This is a genomic window from Halomonas sp. SIMBA_159, assembly GCF_046536035.1.
Lineage (GTDB): Bacteria > Pseudomonadota > Gammaproteobacteria > Pseudomonadales > Halomonadaceae > Vreelandella > Vreelandella venusta_A.
Genome location: NZ_JAWJBT010000016.1, coordinates 102,076 through 116,093, shown reverse-complemented (window position 1 = coordinate 116,093; position 14,018 = coordinate 102,076). Strand labels below are relative to the sequence as shown.

The 14,018-nt window shown below is 56.3% G+C and carries 14 protein-coding genes; 9 read left to right on the top strand and 5 right to left on the bottom strand.

Annotation, left to right across the window (positions count from 1 at the left end; genetic code table 11):
• Window positions 1-110: 110 nt before the first annotated feature.
• The gene (locus R0J87_RS12130; RefSeq protein WP_404463263.1) at window positions 111-314 is read right to left on the bottom strand and encodes a cold-shock protein; all 204 of its coding nucleotides are present in this window, start codon (window positions 312-314) and stop codon (window positions 111-113) included.
• 133 nt (window positions 315-447) lie between these two features.
• Between R0J87_RS12130 and R0J87_RS12125 the strand changes: the two genes are divergently transcribed.
• Window positions 448-1,104 carry a LysE family translocator gene (locus R0J87_RS12125; RefSeq protein WP_498886372.1) on the top strand — a complete coding sequence of 219 codons (657 nt, stop codon included), beginning with the start codon at window positions 448-450 and terminating at the stop codon, window positions 1,102-1,104.
• 27 nt (window positions 1,105-1,131) lie between these two features.
• Here R0J87_RS12125 and R0J87_RS12120 read toward each other — a convergent pair whose 3' ends face one another.
• Window positions 1,132-3,081, bottom strand: coding sequence for a transglycosylase SLT domain-containing protein (locus tag R0J87_RS12120; protein WP_498886371.1), 1,950 nt, complete (start codon window positions 3,079-3,081; stop codon window positions 1,132-1,134).
• Between the two features lie 117 nt (window positions 3,082-3,198).
• On the opposite strand from R0J87_RS12120, the gene R0J87_RS12115 reads away from it, so the two are divergent.
• From R0J87_RS12115 to sixA, 4 genes are all read left to right on the top strand, one after another.
• Window positions 3,199-3,546, top strand: a complete 348-nt coding sequence (locus tag R0J87_RS12115) for a YkvA family protein (protein ID WP_498886369.1) — start codon at window positions 3,199-3,201, stop codon at window positions 3,544-3,546.
• Between the two features lie 97 nt (window positions 3,547-3,643).
• Window positions 3,644-5,548 carry a molecular chaperone HtpG gene (gene htpG, locus R0J87_RS12110; RefSeq protein WP_498886368.1) on the top strand — a complete coding sequence of 635 codons (1,905 nt, stop codon included), beginning with the start codon at window positions 3,644-3,646 and terminating at the stop codon, window positions 5,546-5,548.
• A gap of 116 nt (window positions 5,549-5,664) precedes the next feature.
• Entirely contained in the window at window positions 5,665-6,732 is a 1,068-nt protein-coding gene (locus R0J87_RS12105) for an NAD(P)H-dependent glycerol-3-phosphate dehydrogenase (protein WP_404342186.1), read from the top strand.
• A 78-nt stretch (window positions 6,733-6,810) separates the two neighbouring features.
• Entirely contained in the window at window positions 6,811-7,293 is a 483-nt protein-coding gene (gene sixA, locus R0J87_RS12100) for a phosphohistidine phosphatase SixA (protein ID WP_404346041.1), read from the top strand.
• 104 nt (window positions 7,294-7,397) lie between these two features.
• Here sixA and gatB read toward each other — a convergent pair whose 3' ends face one another.
• From gatB to gatC, 3 genes are read right to left on the bottom strand one after another with little or no spacing between them, the layout of a single operon-like run.
• Window positions 7,398-8,852, bottom strand: a complete 1,455-nt coding sequence (gene gatB, locus R0J87_RS12095) for an Asp-tRNA(Asn)/Glu-tRNA(Gln) amidotransferase subunit GatB (RefSeq protein ID WP_404342184.1) — start codon at window positions 8,850-8,852, stop codon at window positions 7,398-7,400.
• Window positions 8,852-10,312, bottom strand: a complete 1,461-nt coding sequence (gene gatA / locus R0J87_RS12090) for an Asp-tRNA(Asn)/Glu-tRNA(Gln) amidotransferase subunit GatA (RefSeq protein WP_498886367.1) — start codon at window positions 10,310-10,312, stop codon at window positions 8,852-8,854. The genes gatB and gatA overlap by 1 nt, the downstream gene beginning before the upstream one ends.
• Window positions 10,313-10,371: 59 nt before the next feature.
• Window positions 10,372-10,659, bottom strand: coding sequence for an Asp-tRNA(Asn)/Glu-tRNA(Gln) amidotransferase subunit GatC (gatC, locus tag R0J87_RS12085; RefSeq protein ID WP_083005849.1), 288 nt, complete (start codon window positions 10,657-10,659; stop codon window positions 10,372-10,374).
• Between the two features lie 229 nt (window positions 10,660-10,888).
• On the opposite strand from gatC, the gene R0J87_RS12080 reads away from it, so the two are divergent.
• The 4 genes from R0J87_RS12080 to R0J87_RS12065 are packed head-to-tail and all read left to right on the top strand — an operon-like array spanning window position 10,889 to window position 14,007.
• Complete coding sequence (locus R0J87_RS12080) at window positions 10,889-11,926, top strand: rod shape-determining protein (RefSeq protein WP_018915723.1); 1,038 nt, start codon at window positions 10,889-10,891, stop codon at window positions 11,924-11,926.
• Between the two features lie 23 nt (window positions 11,927-11,949).
• Window positions 11,950-12,894 (top strand): rod shape-determining protein MreC, encoded by a 945-nt coding sequence (gene mreC / locus R0J87_RS12075; RefSeq protein ID WP_404342179.1) that lies wholly within the window; start codon window positions 11,950-11,952, stop codon window positions 12,892-12,894.
• Window positions 12,894-13,382, top strand: coding sequence for a rod shape-determining protein MreD (mreD, locus tag R0J87_RS12070; RefSeq protein WP_404342177.1), 489 nt, complete (start codon window positions 12,894-12,896; stop codon window positions 13,380-13,382). The genes mreC and mreD overlap by 1 nt, the downstream gene beginning before the upstream one ends.
• A complete protein-coding gene (locus R0J87_RS12065; RefSeq protein ID WP_404342175.1) occupies window positions 13,375-14,007 on the top strand; it encodes a Maf family protein in 633 nt (210 codons plus the stop codon). The genes mreD and R0J87_RS12065 overlap by 8 nt, the downstream gene beginning before the upstream one ends.
• The last annotated feature ends 11 nt before the right edge of the window (window positions 14,008-14,018 follow it).

The following is a 14,018-nucleotide window of genomic DNA, read 5'->3' as shown; positions in this document are numbered from 1 at the left end:
CCGGTATCAGAGAGTCACTGATACCGGAATATCGCATTGTCAGTTCATTGATGAAACTCTTAACTGACTGGCATTACGCCTTTGGCGGGCCTTTATTTATTCAGCGCTGTTTAGGCAGCACGAATGTTGGAAGCCTGAAGGCCTTTTTTACCCTGAGTCACCTCAAAGCTGACTTTTTGACCATCTTGCAGGGTCTTAAAACCTTCAGCTTGAATTTCGGAAAAGTGGGCAAAGAGATCGTCACCGCCATCATCGGGAGAGATGAAGCCGTAACCTTTGGTGTCGTTGAACCACTTGACAGTACCAGTTGCCATCGTTCATATCCTTAACATGCTTAATGATTGGGCAGGTGGCTGAGTGCCTACCCGCCAAATTCACATTAGAAGCAAATAGCCAACTCGTCCAGTGACGTAGTTAAGATTCTTTATACCTCAGCGAGCCCTGCCCATGATGGAACTCAACCTTATCGATGCACAGTTTATTCCCTTCTTGGTGGCCATTACGCTGCTATCGATAAGCCCTGGCGTGGACACACTGTTAGTGATCCGTAACACGGCGCGGGGTGGGATACGCGATGGAGTAGCCACGAGTGTGGCGATCTGCTGCGGCTTGTTCGTGCATGCCACTGTCTCGGCGCTGGGTATCTCATTTATTCTGCTGCAGTCGGCTTGGGCGTTTAATATGCTGAAGCTGGCAGGGGCGGCATATCTGATTTGGCTAGGCGTGACTAGCTTGCTAGCCGCCCGCCGAGGAACGCCACTGCCAGTGAAGGGCGTAATGAAAGAGACCCAGCCAGTGCCGCTCTGGCAGCCGATCAAAGAGGGGCTACTTTCGAATGTGCTCAACCCTAAAACCGTGATTTTCTATATGGCGTTTTTGCCGCAGTTTATTGCGCCCACCGACCCTGCGCTAATCAAATCCCTTTGGTTAGCAGGCGTGCACTTTGTGATTGCCAATATTTGGCAGATTAGTGTGGTGCTGATGGTGGGAGGCGCAAGTAAGTGGCTGGCAAGCGCGCGCTTTGCACAAACCTTAAATGCGGCCACGGGGGCGGTGTTGGTCGTGTTTGGTGTCCGTCTGGCGCTTGAGCAACGCCCGGTATAACCGGGCGTGGTTTAAGTGCGGATTGTATCAGCGGCGAACAAGCGCTCGGTCATAACGTATGGCTTGTTCGCTGTCATTCAGCAGCGATACACCTTCGCTGCTGCCACCATTGGCCAGGCTCTCAAAAATGACGCGGTAACTCAGCACTGCTTGAACGTAGTCGCGGGTTTCGCGAAACGGAATGCTTTCCACGAACAAATCAAACGACTCCATGCTGTTACTGCCTAGCCACTGGTCAACGCGTCCAGGTCCTGCGTTATAGGCTGCGGTGGCCGCTAAACGGTTGCCCTGGTAACGGTTGAGCTTATCGCGCAAATAAGTGCTACCTAAACGAATGTTTAGCTCAGGCTCCAGTACGCCGTAAGGCCCGGGGTCGTTAAGACCCAGCTGGCGGCTCACCTGCGCGGCAGTGCCAGGCATTAACTGCATTAAGCCTCGCGCACCTGCTGGGGAGAGGGCGACCGGGTTATAAGCGCTTTCTCGGCGGGTGATGGCCATCAGTAGGAAGGGGTCAACGCCGGTTTGGCTGCCCCACTGCATAAAGCTATCGCGATAAGCGGGGGGGAAGCGCCACTCAAGCGCGTCCCACATTTCGCCCGCAATCGTGGTTTGTACTAAGCGGGCGTGCCACTGCTGGTGGGCGGCGTAGTCGGCAAGCGCGCGGGCTTGCTGGGGCGTTCCTGTTTGGACGGCATGGAGCCATTCGCTGTTGGCTAACCCGTCTTCGCCAATACGCAGCAGCGCCTCGGTACGCTGCACTACGGGTAAGCGTGCGGTCTGTTCACGGGTCGCCTCATCGAAGTGATTGCGTTCGTGGTTAAGCCGGTAAGGCTGATTGATTTTATCGGCGGCGGCAAAGCCGTAGAAGCTACGGTCAGTGGCTGCCTGTTGGTAGCGGGCGATGGCCGCTTCACGGTTGCCAAGCTGTTCGTTGGCACGCCCCAGCCAGTACTGCCAGCGGCTGCTCTCTTGCTGGCTGGCAGGCATTTCAGCAATCCAGTGCACGACATCGGTCCACTGGCGGTCTGCTAGGGCGCGACGCACCCGCAGCTCTAGCACTCGCTCACTCTCTAAAGAGGGCAGGACACTATCGACCCAGCCCATTGTGCCGGGCACTTCCCGCACTAACGCGTAGAACGCCAACTCCTCTTCTATGGCTTGGCGGTCTTGAGAGGTTAGGTTTAAACCCGATGCTATTTGCTGCCAAGCGGCAAAGGCGGCGGGGGTATCCTCCCTTGTGAAACGTTGCATGGCCGCCTGATAAAAAGCGGCAGTGGCAGCGCACTCTGGGCCTAAGCACGCTGGTGCAGAGGTGATATTGCTCGGGTTAGCGTTAACCCTCTCTACCGTATCCAACGCGGTTTGCCATTGGCCGCTTAGCAGCCCGCCTAAATAGCTGCTTAGGCGCGTCTCACCCGCCTGCCAAGCCAGCATCTTACGCTCCCAGATGGCCGTGGCGTTGATAGTGCCATCGGCACGAAGGCGGTTAAACAGCGTGTCGCAGGCATCAGGCTGGGAACTGCCCACCCGCCACAGTGCTAAGCCCGCACTGCGTGATTGTTCTGGCTCGCGGTCGAGGAGCGCAGTGTAGTAGTAGCACTGGCGCGCTGTGCCAGAAGGCTCGCCATCGGCAACGGTGAGTAGATCGCCGTAGCGTCCTGCATAGCCATAGTTGGCAATGGCTTGGCCGCGCATCCACTCTGAGAGGGGGGAGTCGGCGTGCTGGTCAATAAATTGAAGCACCTGGCTGGCTGCGACGTTGGGGAGCTGGTTGCGTAAACGGTGATACTCCACGTAGCCGCTGAGAATATGCCCTTCAATGGCGCGTTCGTCGATTTGCTGCCACTGCTGTTGGCGTGCGGCTTCAAGTGCATCACGCATGGCGTCATCGGAGGCCGCCCACGCTCCTGCGGGTAAGCCGATAATAACCGCTGCGCACAGGGTGCGAAGGGTAGAACGAAATGGCGTAGCCGGCATGGCACTCCCTCTTGCTCGCTGGTAGGGTCAAAGACGCAATAGTGAACTATACGGACAAGTGAACTATGCGGACAAATAGTGTTCAGACAATCGTGACACTTGGAGGATTCAATTACGATGGCACGATTATCCACTTGGTGGTTATTTCGTCGACTGAAAACGCGCGCTTGGGCGATTAAGCGTATTGCCCGTGCGCTGAAACTCTTTTTACCCATGACCCGAGATGTGCTGCGGGGCAACTTTAGGCCTATTCCTTGGTCAGCGTTCGGCACTATGGCGTTGGCCTTAGCGTATTTGGTGATGCCGTTTGATTTAATTCCAGACTATCTGGTACTGCTTGGCGTCGTTGATGATGTATTGATTGTGGGCTGGTTGCTCAATCGTGTCGATGCACAGCTGGCCGACTACCGCGCCTGGAAATATGCTGCTGAGTCAAACGCCGCTTCTTCGCATACACCTTCTTGAAATCCCTTCGCTTATCCCCATATTGAGTTCACCACCTTTTCCGCCCCTGCCGAAGGGCAGGGGCGCTAAGCACACGTGATCAATGAGGGCTAAGCGCATGACGACTGCGACCCACGAAGAAACTCTTGGCTTTCAAACGGAAGTTAAGCAGCTCCTGAACCTGATGATCCACTCCCTGTACTCCAACCGGGAGATTTTCTTACGCGAGTTGATTTCCAACGCCGCGGATGCCTGCGACAAACTGCGCTATGCCGCACTCGACAACGATGCCTTGTACGAAGGCGATAGCGAGCTGCGTATCGAAATCGAACATGACCGCGATGCCAACACCATTACCCTGCGGGATAACGGCATTGGCATGAACCGGGAAGACGTCATCGCCAACCTGGGGACGATTGCGCGCTCCGGCACCGCAGAGTTCTTAAAGCAGCTCTCCGGCGAGCAGCAAAAAGACGCCAAGCTCATCGGCCAGTTCGGGGTTGGTTTCTATTCAGGCTTTATTGTGGCCGATGAAGTAGCCGTGCGTACCCGTAAAGCGGGCACCGCTGCTGCTGAAGGCGTTGAGTGGCGCTCTAAAGGCGAAGGCGAGTTTACTGTTGCTGATATCGAGCGTGAGGTGCATGGCACTGAAATCACGCTGCATCTGAAAGAGGATGCTAAAGAGTTTGCCGATGACTACCGCCTGCAAGGCTTAGTACGCAAGTACTCTGACCATATCGAAGTGCCCGTTTGCATGCCGAAGACAGAAACGGCGAAAGACGATGAAGGCAACGATATTGAAGGTAGCGAAGTCACCACCTGGGAAACGGTTAACGAAGCTACTGCGCTGTGGGCACGTCCGAAAAGTGAGGTAACGGATGACGAGTACAAAGCGTTTTATAAGCACGTCGCCCACGACTTCAGCGACCCGTTAACCTGGAGCCACAACAAGGTAGAGGGCAAGCTGGACTACACCAGCCTGCTGTATGTGCCAGGCCGCGCCCCGTTTGATATGTTTGAGCGTGACGGCTCTCGCGGTGTGAAATTGTATGTTCAACGCGTCTTTATTATGGACGATGCCGAACAGTTCCTGCCGCTCTACCTGCGCTTTATTAAAGGCGTGCTGGATACCCGCGATCTGTCGCTGAACGTTTCCCGCGAGTTGCTGCAGCAGGATCCCAAAGTCGACAAGATCAAAGGGGCGTTGACCAAGCGTGCGTTGGATATGCTTAAGAAGCTATCCAAAGAGAGCGAGCAGTACCAAACGTTCTGGAACACGTTTGGTAGCGTGCTGAAAGAGGGGCCGGGTGAAGATTTCGCCAACCGTGAAAAAGTAGCAGGACTGTTACGGTTTGCTTCCACCCACACCGATAGTGCGACGCAAGAGCACTCGCTGGCCGATTACATCGAGCGGATGAAAGAGGGCCAGAAGAAGATTTACTACGTGGTGGCGGATAGCTTCAACGCAGCGAAAAACAGCCCGCATCTGGAGATCTTCCGCAAGAAAGGCATTGAGGTGCTGCTGCTCTCTGACCGCATCGACGAGTGGCTGATGAGCCATTTGACCGAGTTTGACGGTAAGTCGTTTGCTGACGTGGCCAAGGGCGACTTGGATCTTGGCGATGTAGAAGACGAAGCTGAGAAGAAAGCTCAAGAAGAGACCGCGAAGGCGAAAGAAGCCCTAGTGAAGCGCGTTAAAGAAGCGCTGAGCGATGGCGTTCAAGAAGTGAAAATCACTCACCGTCTTACCGACTCGCCTGCCTGTGTCGTACTGCCGGAGCACGAGATGGGCTACCAGATGCGCCGCATTATGGAAGCCGCTGGTCAGAAAATGCCCGAAGTGAAGCCTATCCTTGAGCTGAACCCGGATCACGCGCTGGTCGCGCGCCTAGAGAGCAGCGAAGGCGATATGTTTGGCCAACTGGCGCATATCCTGTTGGATCAGGCGATCATTGCAGAGGGTGGGCAGCTGGATGACCCGGCGGCCTATGTGAAGCGTCTTAATAGCGTACTCACGGCCTAAGTACTGCCGGTGACGTAGACGCGGCCCGCTTGGCTTTCCAAGCGGGCCGCTTGTTTTTGGACGGTTAGTGATAAAGTAATCGCCCAACGTATGAGATTAACGATCAGGATATTGCCATGGCGGATGAACAGCAGATAAAAGTCGCGGTGCTGGGAGGCGGCAGCTTTGGTACCGCGCTTGCCAGTATTGCAGCAGATAACGGTGCCGCTGTGCGCCAGTGGATGCGTGACGAAGCGTTGGTGGCGCAAATTAATCAAGAGCATCGTAATGGACGTTACTTGCCTGATTACGCTATCAATCCAGCGGTCGTTGCCTCTTCTGATTTGGCAACGGCGCTGGCAGGCGCTGAGTTGGTGCTCATTGCTATTCCGTCCAAAGCTTTTCGCAGCGTTGTTCAAGCGGCGAAGCCTTGGCTGCGGCCTGAGCAAATTCTGGTCAGTACAACGAAGGGCATTGAGCAGGATAGCTTCATGCTCATGAGCCAAGTATTGGAGCAAGAAACCGGTTTCCCTCACATTGGTGTCATTGCCGGGCCTAACTTGGCGTCTGAAATTGCCGATAAGCAGCTGACCGCCACGGTGATTGCCAGCGCCGACGCCTTAACGCGCACACGAGTGCAACAGGCGCTAGGCTGCCGCTACTTTCGCGTTTATGCCAGTAACGACCGCCACGGCGTTGAGCTGGGGGGCGCGCTAAAAAATATTTATGCCATTGCCGCAGGGATGGCGGCGGCGTTAGGCATGGGTGAGAACACCCGGAGCATGCTGATGACCCGAGCACTGGCCGAGATGAGCCGTTTTGCCGTTGCCCAAGGGGCAAACCCGATGACGTTTTTGGGGTTGGCGGGAGTGGGCGATTTGATTGTGACCTGCTCTTCTAACCTGTCGCGCAACTACCGAGTCGGCTACGCGCTTGGAGAGGGGCGGAATTTAGAAGAAGCGGTGGAAGCCCTTGGGCAAGTGGCGGAAGGGGTTAATACGGTGAAGCTCGTGTGTGCTAAGGCTCGCGAGATGGGCGTTTACATGCCGTTAGCCGAAGGTTTAAACCGCGTGCTGTTTGACGGGGTGCCTGCCCAGGAGATGGCGCGTACGCTGATGATGGGCGAGCAGAGTAGCGATGTGGAGTTTATTCTGCCCCGCGAAGCGGTCCAGCAGGCGCATCGTGATCAAGCACAACAAGACTGAATACAATAACGCTAGGTAGATGATTAGCCAGAGGACGTTGGCATGCAAAGCAGTATGAAACGTGAAGCAGATAGTGAGATGAACCATGTGTTGATTATGCGCCACGGTGAAGCAGCACCTGGATTTCCTGACCATGCGCGGCCACTGACGTCTCGCGGAGAGCAGGAAGTGGAGGCGATGGCGCGCTGGCTGGCGCAGCGTGTCGAGCAAGGTGAGCTTACGTTGCCAACGTTGTATGCGAGCCCCTATGTGCGTGCTCAGCAGACCGCCCAGCGCATTAGCGATGCGCTGGGCGCACCACTGCAAACCCTATCGTTCATTACCCCAGAGGATATAGCGGCGGATGTTAGCGAGTGGTTGATACATCACAATGATGAAGCACCGATTATGCTGGTCAGCCATATGCCGCTAGTGGGTGATTTGGCGGGTTTGCTGGTTGAGGGGGCGCCAAGCCAGGGGTTGGGGTTTCCTACGGCGGCGATTGCCGAACTTGAAGCGGACGTGTGGGCAGCGGGCTGCGCACAGCTAAAGCGTTTTACCCAGCCCAGCCAGCTGGTTTAACGGCATAAAAAAAGCGGCTGCCGAAGCAGCCGCTCTTCACACGATGATGCACTGGCTATTTATAGCAGGGCCTCTTATAGCAGGGCCTTTTATAGCAAGTCCTCTTACAGCAGGGCATCCAGCTTCTCTTTCAGCACACCGTTTACCTGCTGTGGGTTAGCGGTGCCGCGGGATGCTTTCATCACTTGGCCCACGAAGTAGCCAATCATCTTGCCGCGCTTTTCAGGCTCAGAGTCACGGTACTGCGCTACCTGGGCTGGGCTCTCTGCGATGACCTGATCGATCATCGCTTCAATCGCGCCAGTGTCGGTCACCTGCTTTAAGCCTTTGGCTTCGATAACGGCATCCGCGCTCTCGCCCTGGCCATTCCATAGCGCTTGGAACACCTGCTTAGCGGCTTTACCGTTAATGGTGTCATCCAGCACGCGACTGATGAGTTCGCCAAGCTGTTGGGCTGACACGGGGCTATTTTGAATGCTGAGATTCTCGCGGTTCAGCGCGCCGGAAAGCTCGCCCTGTACCCAGTTGGCCGCCTGCTTGGCGTCGCCACATACCCGGTGTACTTCCTCGAAAAACTCCGCCATTTCACGGCTGGCCGATAGCACATTAGCGTCGTAAGCCGACAGCCCCAGCTCATTCTGGAAGCGAGCGCGTTTATCGGCGGGCAGCTCCGGCAGTTGGCTGCGCAGGTGGTCTAAGTAGGCTTGATCCAGCACCACCGGTAGCAGGTCGGGGCAGGGGAAGTAACGGTAGTCGTTGGCTTCTTCCTTGGTGCGCATGCTGCGGGTTTCGTCGCGCTCTGGATCAAACAGGCGGGTTTCTTGAACCACTTTACCGCCGTCTTCAATCAGCTCAATCTGACGCTCGACTTCAAACGCAATGGCGCGCTCCACAAAGCGGAACGAGTTAACGTTTTTAATTTCGGCGCGAGTGCCAAATGCCTCTTGCCCTTTAGGGCGTACTGACACGTTGACGTCGCAGCGCATCGAGCCTTCGGCCATGTTGCCGTCGGAAATGCCCAGATAGGTGACGATGGAGTGGATCGCTTTGAGATAGGCGGCCGCTTCTTTCGCGCTGCGCATATCTGGCTCAGAAACGATCTCTAACAGCGGCGTGCCTGCCCGGTTCAAGTCAATGCCGGTCATGCCCTGGAAATCTTCGTGCAGCGACTTGCCTGCGTCCTCTTCCAGATGGGCGTGGTGGATGCGAATCCGTTTGGTGGTGTCGTCATCCAAGGTAATCTCAACGTCACCAGCACCCACAATGGGGTGGTACATCTGGCTGGTTTGGTAACCCTTGGGAAGATCCGGGTAGAAGTAGTTTTTACGATCAAAGATCGAGACTTCAGGAATCTCAGCATGGACGGCCAAGCCAAACTGAACCGCCATGGCCACGGCCTGCTCATTAAGTACCGGCAGGACGCCCGGCAGGCCCAAATCAACGGCACAGGCCTGGGTATTTGGTTCGGCGCCAAACGCGGTGGAGGCACCGGAAAAAATTTTAGAGCGCGTTGCGAGCTGAACGTGAACTTCCAGCCCAATCACGGTTTCCCATTGCATTAGGCGTTCTCCTCGGCAAAGGCAGGCAGTTGAAGGTGCCAGTCGGTGGCTTGCTGGAACTGGTGCGCGACGTTGAGCAGCTGCGCTTCTGCAAAGTGAGTGCCCAAAATCTGTAAGCCTACCGGACGGCCGCCTGCAAAACCTGCGGGAACGCTGATGCCAGGAATACCCGCCAGGTTAACCGCAATGGTGTAGATATCCTGCAGGTACATGGAAACCGGGTCTTTCTTCGCGCCGAGGTCAAAGGCCGGCGTGGGAGAGGCGGGGCCCATCAGTACATCGACATCCTCAAAGGCGTCGAGGAAATCTTGACGAATCAGGCGGCGCACTTTCTGCGCTTTGGTGTAATAAGCGTCGAAGAAGCCTTCCGATAGCGTATGCGTGCCAATCAGAATACGGCGCTTCACCTCTTCACCGAAGCCTTCCGCTCGCGAACGAGTGTAGAGGTCGATCAAGTCTGCAGGAGCATCGCAACGATGGCCAAAGCGCACGCCGTCGTAGCGCGACAGGTTAGAGGAAGCCTCGGCAGGGGCGATGACGTAATAAGCGGGAATCGCGTAGTGCGTATGCGGCAGGCTCACTTCGCGCACCGTGGCACCCAGCGACTCATAGACTTTCACCGCGTCATGCACGGCTTTTTCTACTTCCGGGTCTAAACCGTCGCCAAAGTACTCTTTCGGCAGGCCGATTTTAAGCCCGGAGAGCGGCGCGTTCAGGGTCTCGGTGTAGTCCGGTACGCCACGGGCGACGCTAGTGGAGTCGCGAACATCGTGACCGGCAATCACATTCAGCAGGTGCGCACAATCTTCAGCGGTGCGCGCCATGGGGCCTGCCTGGTCCAGGCTTGAAGCGTAAGCAATGATGCCGTAGCGAGAAACGCGCCCGTAGGTGGGCTTTAGGCCGGTAATGCCGCAGAACGCCGCTGGCTGGCGAATGGAGCCGCCGGTGTCGGTGCCCATCGCCGCAGGCACAAGCCCCGCTGCCACTGCCGCTGCGCTGCCGCCGGAGCTACCGCCAGGAACGGCGGAGAGGTCCCACGGGTTTTTAACCGCGCCGTAATGGCTGTTTTCATTGGAGGAGCCCATGGCGAACTCGTCCATATTAGTTTTGCCTAGGCTAATGGTGCCAGCGGCGCGCAGTTTTTCCACCACAGTAGCGTTATAGGGCGCGATAAAATTATCGAGCATCTTTGAGCCACAGCTGGTTTTAACGCCTTGGGTACAAAAAATATCTTTGAGGGCGAGCGGAATGCCGGTGAGTTTGCCCGCTTTGCCGTCGGCACGGGCCTTATCGGCCGCTTCCGCTTCGCTGAGGGCCTGTTCAGCGGTCACTGTAATAAAGCTATTGAGCGAGCCATCGGCTTTCTCAATGCGCTGTAAAAAATGGGAAGTCAGCTCTCGGCTAGAGAGTTCACCGCTTTTTAAAGCGGCGGCGAGCTGCGTTACGGTTTTATCATGCATAACCCAGAAGCTCCGTTCAGGGGCGATTAAAAGAAGCAGAAACGAGCGGTGCGATGGAGTTATTCAACCACGCGTGGCACCAAATAAAGGCCGTTTTCCACTGCCGGAGCACAGCGCTGGAAAGCGTCGCGCTGGTTCGTTTCCGTGACTTCATCGGCACGTAGGCGCTGGGTAGCGTCTAGGGGGTGGGCAAGCGGGGCAACGCCGTCGGTGTCCAGGCTTTGTAGCTGGTCGACCATGTCCAGGATGCGGCTTAGATCGTCGACAAAGCCACTGGCTTGGTCATCGCTAACGGCGAGTCGGGCCAAGTGTGCGGCCCGGCGCACATGAGATTCTTCAAGCGCCATGATCGAGGTTTCCTCGCAAACGTGATGGAACATATTCCGCTTTCAGCGGTATACATACAGTCATCTTAAATTCGTCTTGTGGAGCAGACGTGGAAAATAGCCGCAAAAGGTACCACATAATGCCCCCTTCAGGCACTATCAGGCGCGACTCGTGCTTGCTGCCAAGGGGTTGCGGTGATACCGTTTGCATCCGCACAGGGTTCCCGGTCTGCACTAGGTAACAACATCCATGTTCAAACGTTTGAGGGGGCTGTTTTCCAGCGATCTGTCGATCGACTTGGGTACGGCCAACACACTGATTTATGTACGCGGTCGTGGCATCGTGCTCGATGAACCGTCCGTGGTCGCCATTCGTCAATCTGGCAATATGCGCAGCGTGGCGTCGGTAGGTGCCGATGCTAAACGTATGCTCGGCCGCACGCCTGGTAACATTACGGCGATTCGCCCGATGAAAGATGGCGTGATTGCTGATTTCACCGTTACCGAGCAGATGCTTCAGCACTTTATTCGTAAAGTGCACCAAAGCACCTTCCTGACGCCGAGCCCACGGGTTCTGGTATGCGTACCGTGCATGTCCACCCAGGTGGAGCGTCGTGCGATTCGTGAGTCCGCTGAAGGGGCGGGTGCCCGTGAAGTGTTTCTGATCGAAGAGCCGATGGCGGCTGCGATTGGCGCAGGGCTGCCGGTCGAAGAGGCGCAAGGCTCCATGGTCGTGGATATCGGTGGTGGTACCACTGAAATTGCGATTATCTCGCTCAACGGCGTTGTTTACTCAGAATCTATCCGCGTAGGCGGTGACCGTTTTGATGAGGCGATCACCGCGTACGTGCGCCGCCACTATGGCAGCTTGATTGGTGAAGCGACCGCCGAGCGCATCAAAGAAGAGATTGGCTGTGCCTACCCCGGTGGCGAGCTGCGCGAAATTGACGTGCGTGGTCGCAACTTGGCAGAAGGCATTCCGCGTAGCTTCACGCTGAACTCTCACGAGATTCTCGAAGCGCTGCAGGAAACGCTCGGCTCTATTGTCGCCGCCGTTAAGAGCGCGCTTGAGCAGTCTCCGCCCGAATTAGCGTCCGATATCGCTGAGCGCGGCCTCGTGCTTACCGGCGGTGGCGCGCTGCTGCGTGACCTGGACAAGCTGATTGCTGAAGAGACAGGCTTGCCGGTCATCGTGGCTGAAGACCCGCTGACCTGCGTTGCGCGTGGTGGCGGTAAGGCGCTGGAAATGATTGACCAGCATACCTTTGAGTTACTGTCGAGCGACTAATCGCAGCGGTTTAACGCGGGGGATTGCCTATTAAACCGCTGTTCTCACACGGGCCGTTACCCGGTTACCGGCTGTTCTTCTGTGTGCTGGCGGCAAGCGCTTTGATGTTTGTCGACCATCGTTTTACTCGCATGGAAGACGTTCGCGCCCAGATGACCATGGTTGTTGCGCCCATACAGTGGGTGGTGAGTGTGCCTAGTGACTTACTGAATTGGGGCGCGCTTGCGCTCTCCGATCAGCAGGCGCTGGTGGACGAAAACCGCCGTTTGCGCGAACAAATCCTAACGCTTTCCCATCGTGGCCAGCGCCTTGCCAATCTAACGGCTGAGAACACTGAGCTTCGTAACCTGCTTAGTGCCGCTGAGCGCCGTGATATTCCCTATATCACGGCAGAGCTGCTTTCGCTGGATAACGACCCTTTTAGCCATCAGATGGTGGTGGGGCGTGGGCACCGCAACGGTGCCTATGTGGGCCAGCCGGTTATTGATGCCTCTGGTTTGGTAGGGCAAATCACAGCGGTCTCAGCGTACTCTAGCCGAGTGCTGCTGCTAGCCGATGCAAGTCATGCGCTACCGGTTCAGGTCAATCGTAATGGGCTGCGCTTTATTGTTCAGGGCACAGGGCGCTATGGCAGTGTGAACGTTCTTCATGTGCCTGACACCGCGGATATTCGAGAAGGTGACCTGCTAACGACCTCTGGGTTGGCCGGACGTTTTCCGCCTGGCTACCCCGTGGCGCGCGTCACTGAGGTGTATCACGACCCGGGCCAGCCGTTTGCACGGGTGGTGGCTGAGCCTTCAGCGCAGCTTCAGCGCTCGCGCCATTTTCTACTGCTCTTTCCGCCCCCTCGTGAAGAGTTAGATGCCTCTATTTGGGATGAGTCCATGGATATTTCTGCCGAAGCGCTACATGCTGCTCAGCGGCTTGGGCAGCAGCCAACTCCCCCAGTCGTGCAGGAGGAACGCTAATGGCGCGTGCGCCGATAGTGCCCCTGGCAGTCGTCTGGCTAAGTCTAATCTTTGCACTCTGTTTACAGGTGATGCCGCTAGCCGACGGCTGGCAGGTGTTTCGCCCAGAATGGATTGGGCTCATGCTCATCTATTGGTGCATGCGCGCCCCAGACCGCGTCGGGGTTTTCCATGGCTTTGTGTTTGGTCTACTGATGGATCTCATTGAGGGCACCGCACTGGGTCAGCATGCATTAATCTTATCGTTACTGGCGTTTTTAGCCGCCCTGGTATACCCAAGATTTCGCGCTTATTCGTTAGTGCAGCAGTCGGTGCTGGTTCTTGTGCTACTCGGCTTGGTGCAGTTGATTGAGCAGTGGCTGCGAACGCTAACAGGGGATTTCTCTATCCATCTCTCTTTCCTGATCCCTTCACTGGTCAGCGCGTTCTTATGGCCGTGGCTCTCTACTATGTTTAAAGCCATTGAGCGGCGGATTGCCAATGCGTGAACATGATGACGCGCCGATAAGGGGCGCTAAGCCAACGGTGACGCCCGCGCTGTGTTTGGCATCGGCGTCTCCAAGACGCCAGGCGCTGCTTGCCTCAATCGGCGTCCCTGTCTGTGTTATGCCTAGCGATATTGATGAAACGCCCCACGGCAATGAGTCGCCCCAGGCCTATGTTGAACGGCTAGCGGTGGCAAAAGCGCAAGCGGCGATGGGGAAAACTTCGCTTCCCGTGCTAGGGTCCGATACGGCAGTGGTCATTGATAACACGATCTTAGGCAAGCCTAATGATCAGCAGCATGCCGCTGATATGCTGAGCATGCTCTCAGGTCGCACCCATCAGGTACTGACGGCAGTAGCAGTAAGCGGGCCGCTGGGTATACTCTCCAGCTGTGTGACCACGAATGTCACCATGCGCGAGTTAACAGCAGAAGAGATCGCCTGCTATTGGTTGACGGGAGAGCCAGCCGATAAGGCGGGAGGCTATGCAATTCAAGGTTTAGCCGCCATCTTTATTGAACATATTCAGGGTAGCCACTCCGCTGTTGTTGGGCTGCCACTATTTGAAACAACGCACTTGCTACGCCAGCAAGGGGTTCCCGTTTGGGCGGGCCGTTATCCTTCGTAACCACCGACTCA

Coding starts and splice junctions, on each gene's coding strand:
- R0J87_RS12130 (WP_404463263.1), bottom strand. CDS start 314: ATGGCAACTGGTACTGTCAAGTGGTTCAACGACACCAAAGGTTACGGC.
- R0J87_RS12125 (WP_498886372.1), top strand. CDS start 448: ATGATGGAACTCAACCTTATCGATGCACAGTTTATTCCCTTCTTGGTG.
- R0J87_RS12120 (WP_498886371.1), bottom strand. CDS start 3,081: ATGCCGGCTACGCCATTTCGTTCTACCCTTCGCACCCTGTGCGCAGCG.
- R0J87_RS12115 (WP_498886369.1), top strand. CDS start 3,199: ATGGCACGATTATCCACTTGGTGGTTATTTCGTCGACTGAAAACGCGC.
- htpG (WP_498886368.1), top strand. CDS start 3,644: ATGACGACTGCGACCCACGAAGAAACTCTTGGCTTTCAAACGGAAGTT.
- R0J87_RS12105 (WP_404342186.1), top strand. CDS start 5,665: ATGGCGGATGAACAGCAGATAAAAGTCGCGGTGCTGGGAGGCGGCAGC.
- sixA (WP_404346041.1), top strand. CDS start 6,811: ATGAACCATGTGTTGATTATGCGCCACGGTGAAGCAGCACCTGGATTT.
- gatB (WP_404342184.1), bottom strand. CDS start 8,852: ATGCAATGGGAAACCGTGATTGGGCTGGAAGTTCACGTTCAGCTCGCA.
- gatA (WP_498886367.1), bottom strand. CDS start 10,312: ATGCATGATAAAACCGTAACGCAGCTCGCCGCCGCTTTAAAAAGCGGT.
- gatC (WP_083005849.1), bottom strand. CDS start 10,659: ATGGCGCTTGAAGAATCTCATGTGCGCCGGGCCGCACACTTGGCCCGA.
- R0J87_RS12080 (WP_018915723.1), top strand. CDS start 10,889: ATGTTCAAACGTTTGAGGGGGCTGTTTTCCAGCGATCTGTCGATCGAC.
- mreD (WP_404342177.1), top strand. CDS start 12,894: ATGGCGCGTGCGCCGATAGTGCCCCTGGCAGTCGTCTGGCTAAGTCTA.
- R0J87_RS12065 (WP_404342175.1), top strand. CDS start 13,375: ATGCGTGAACATGATGACGCGCCGATAAGGGGCGCTAAGCCAACGGTG.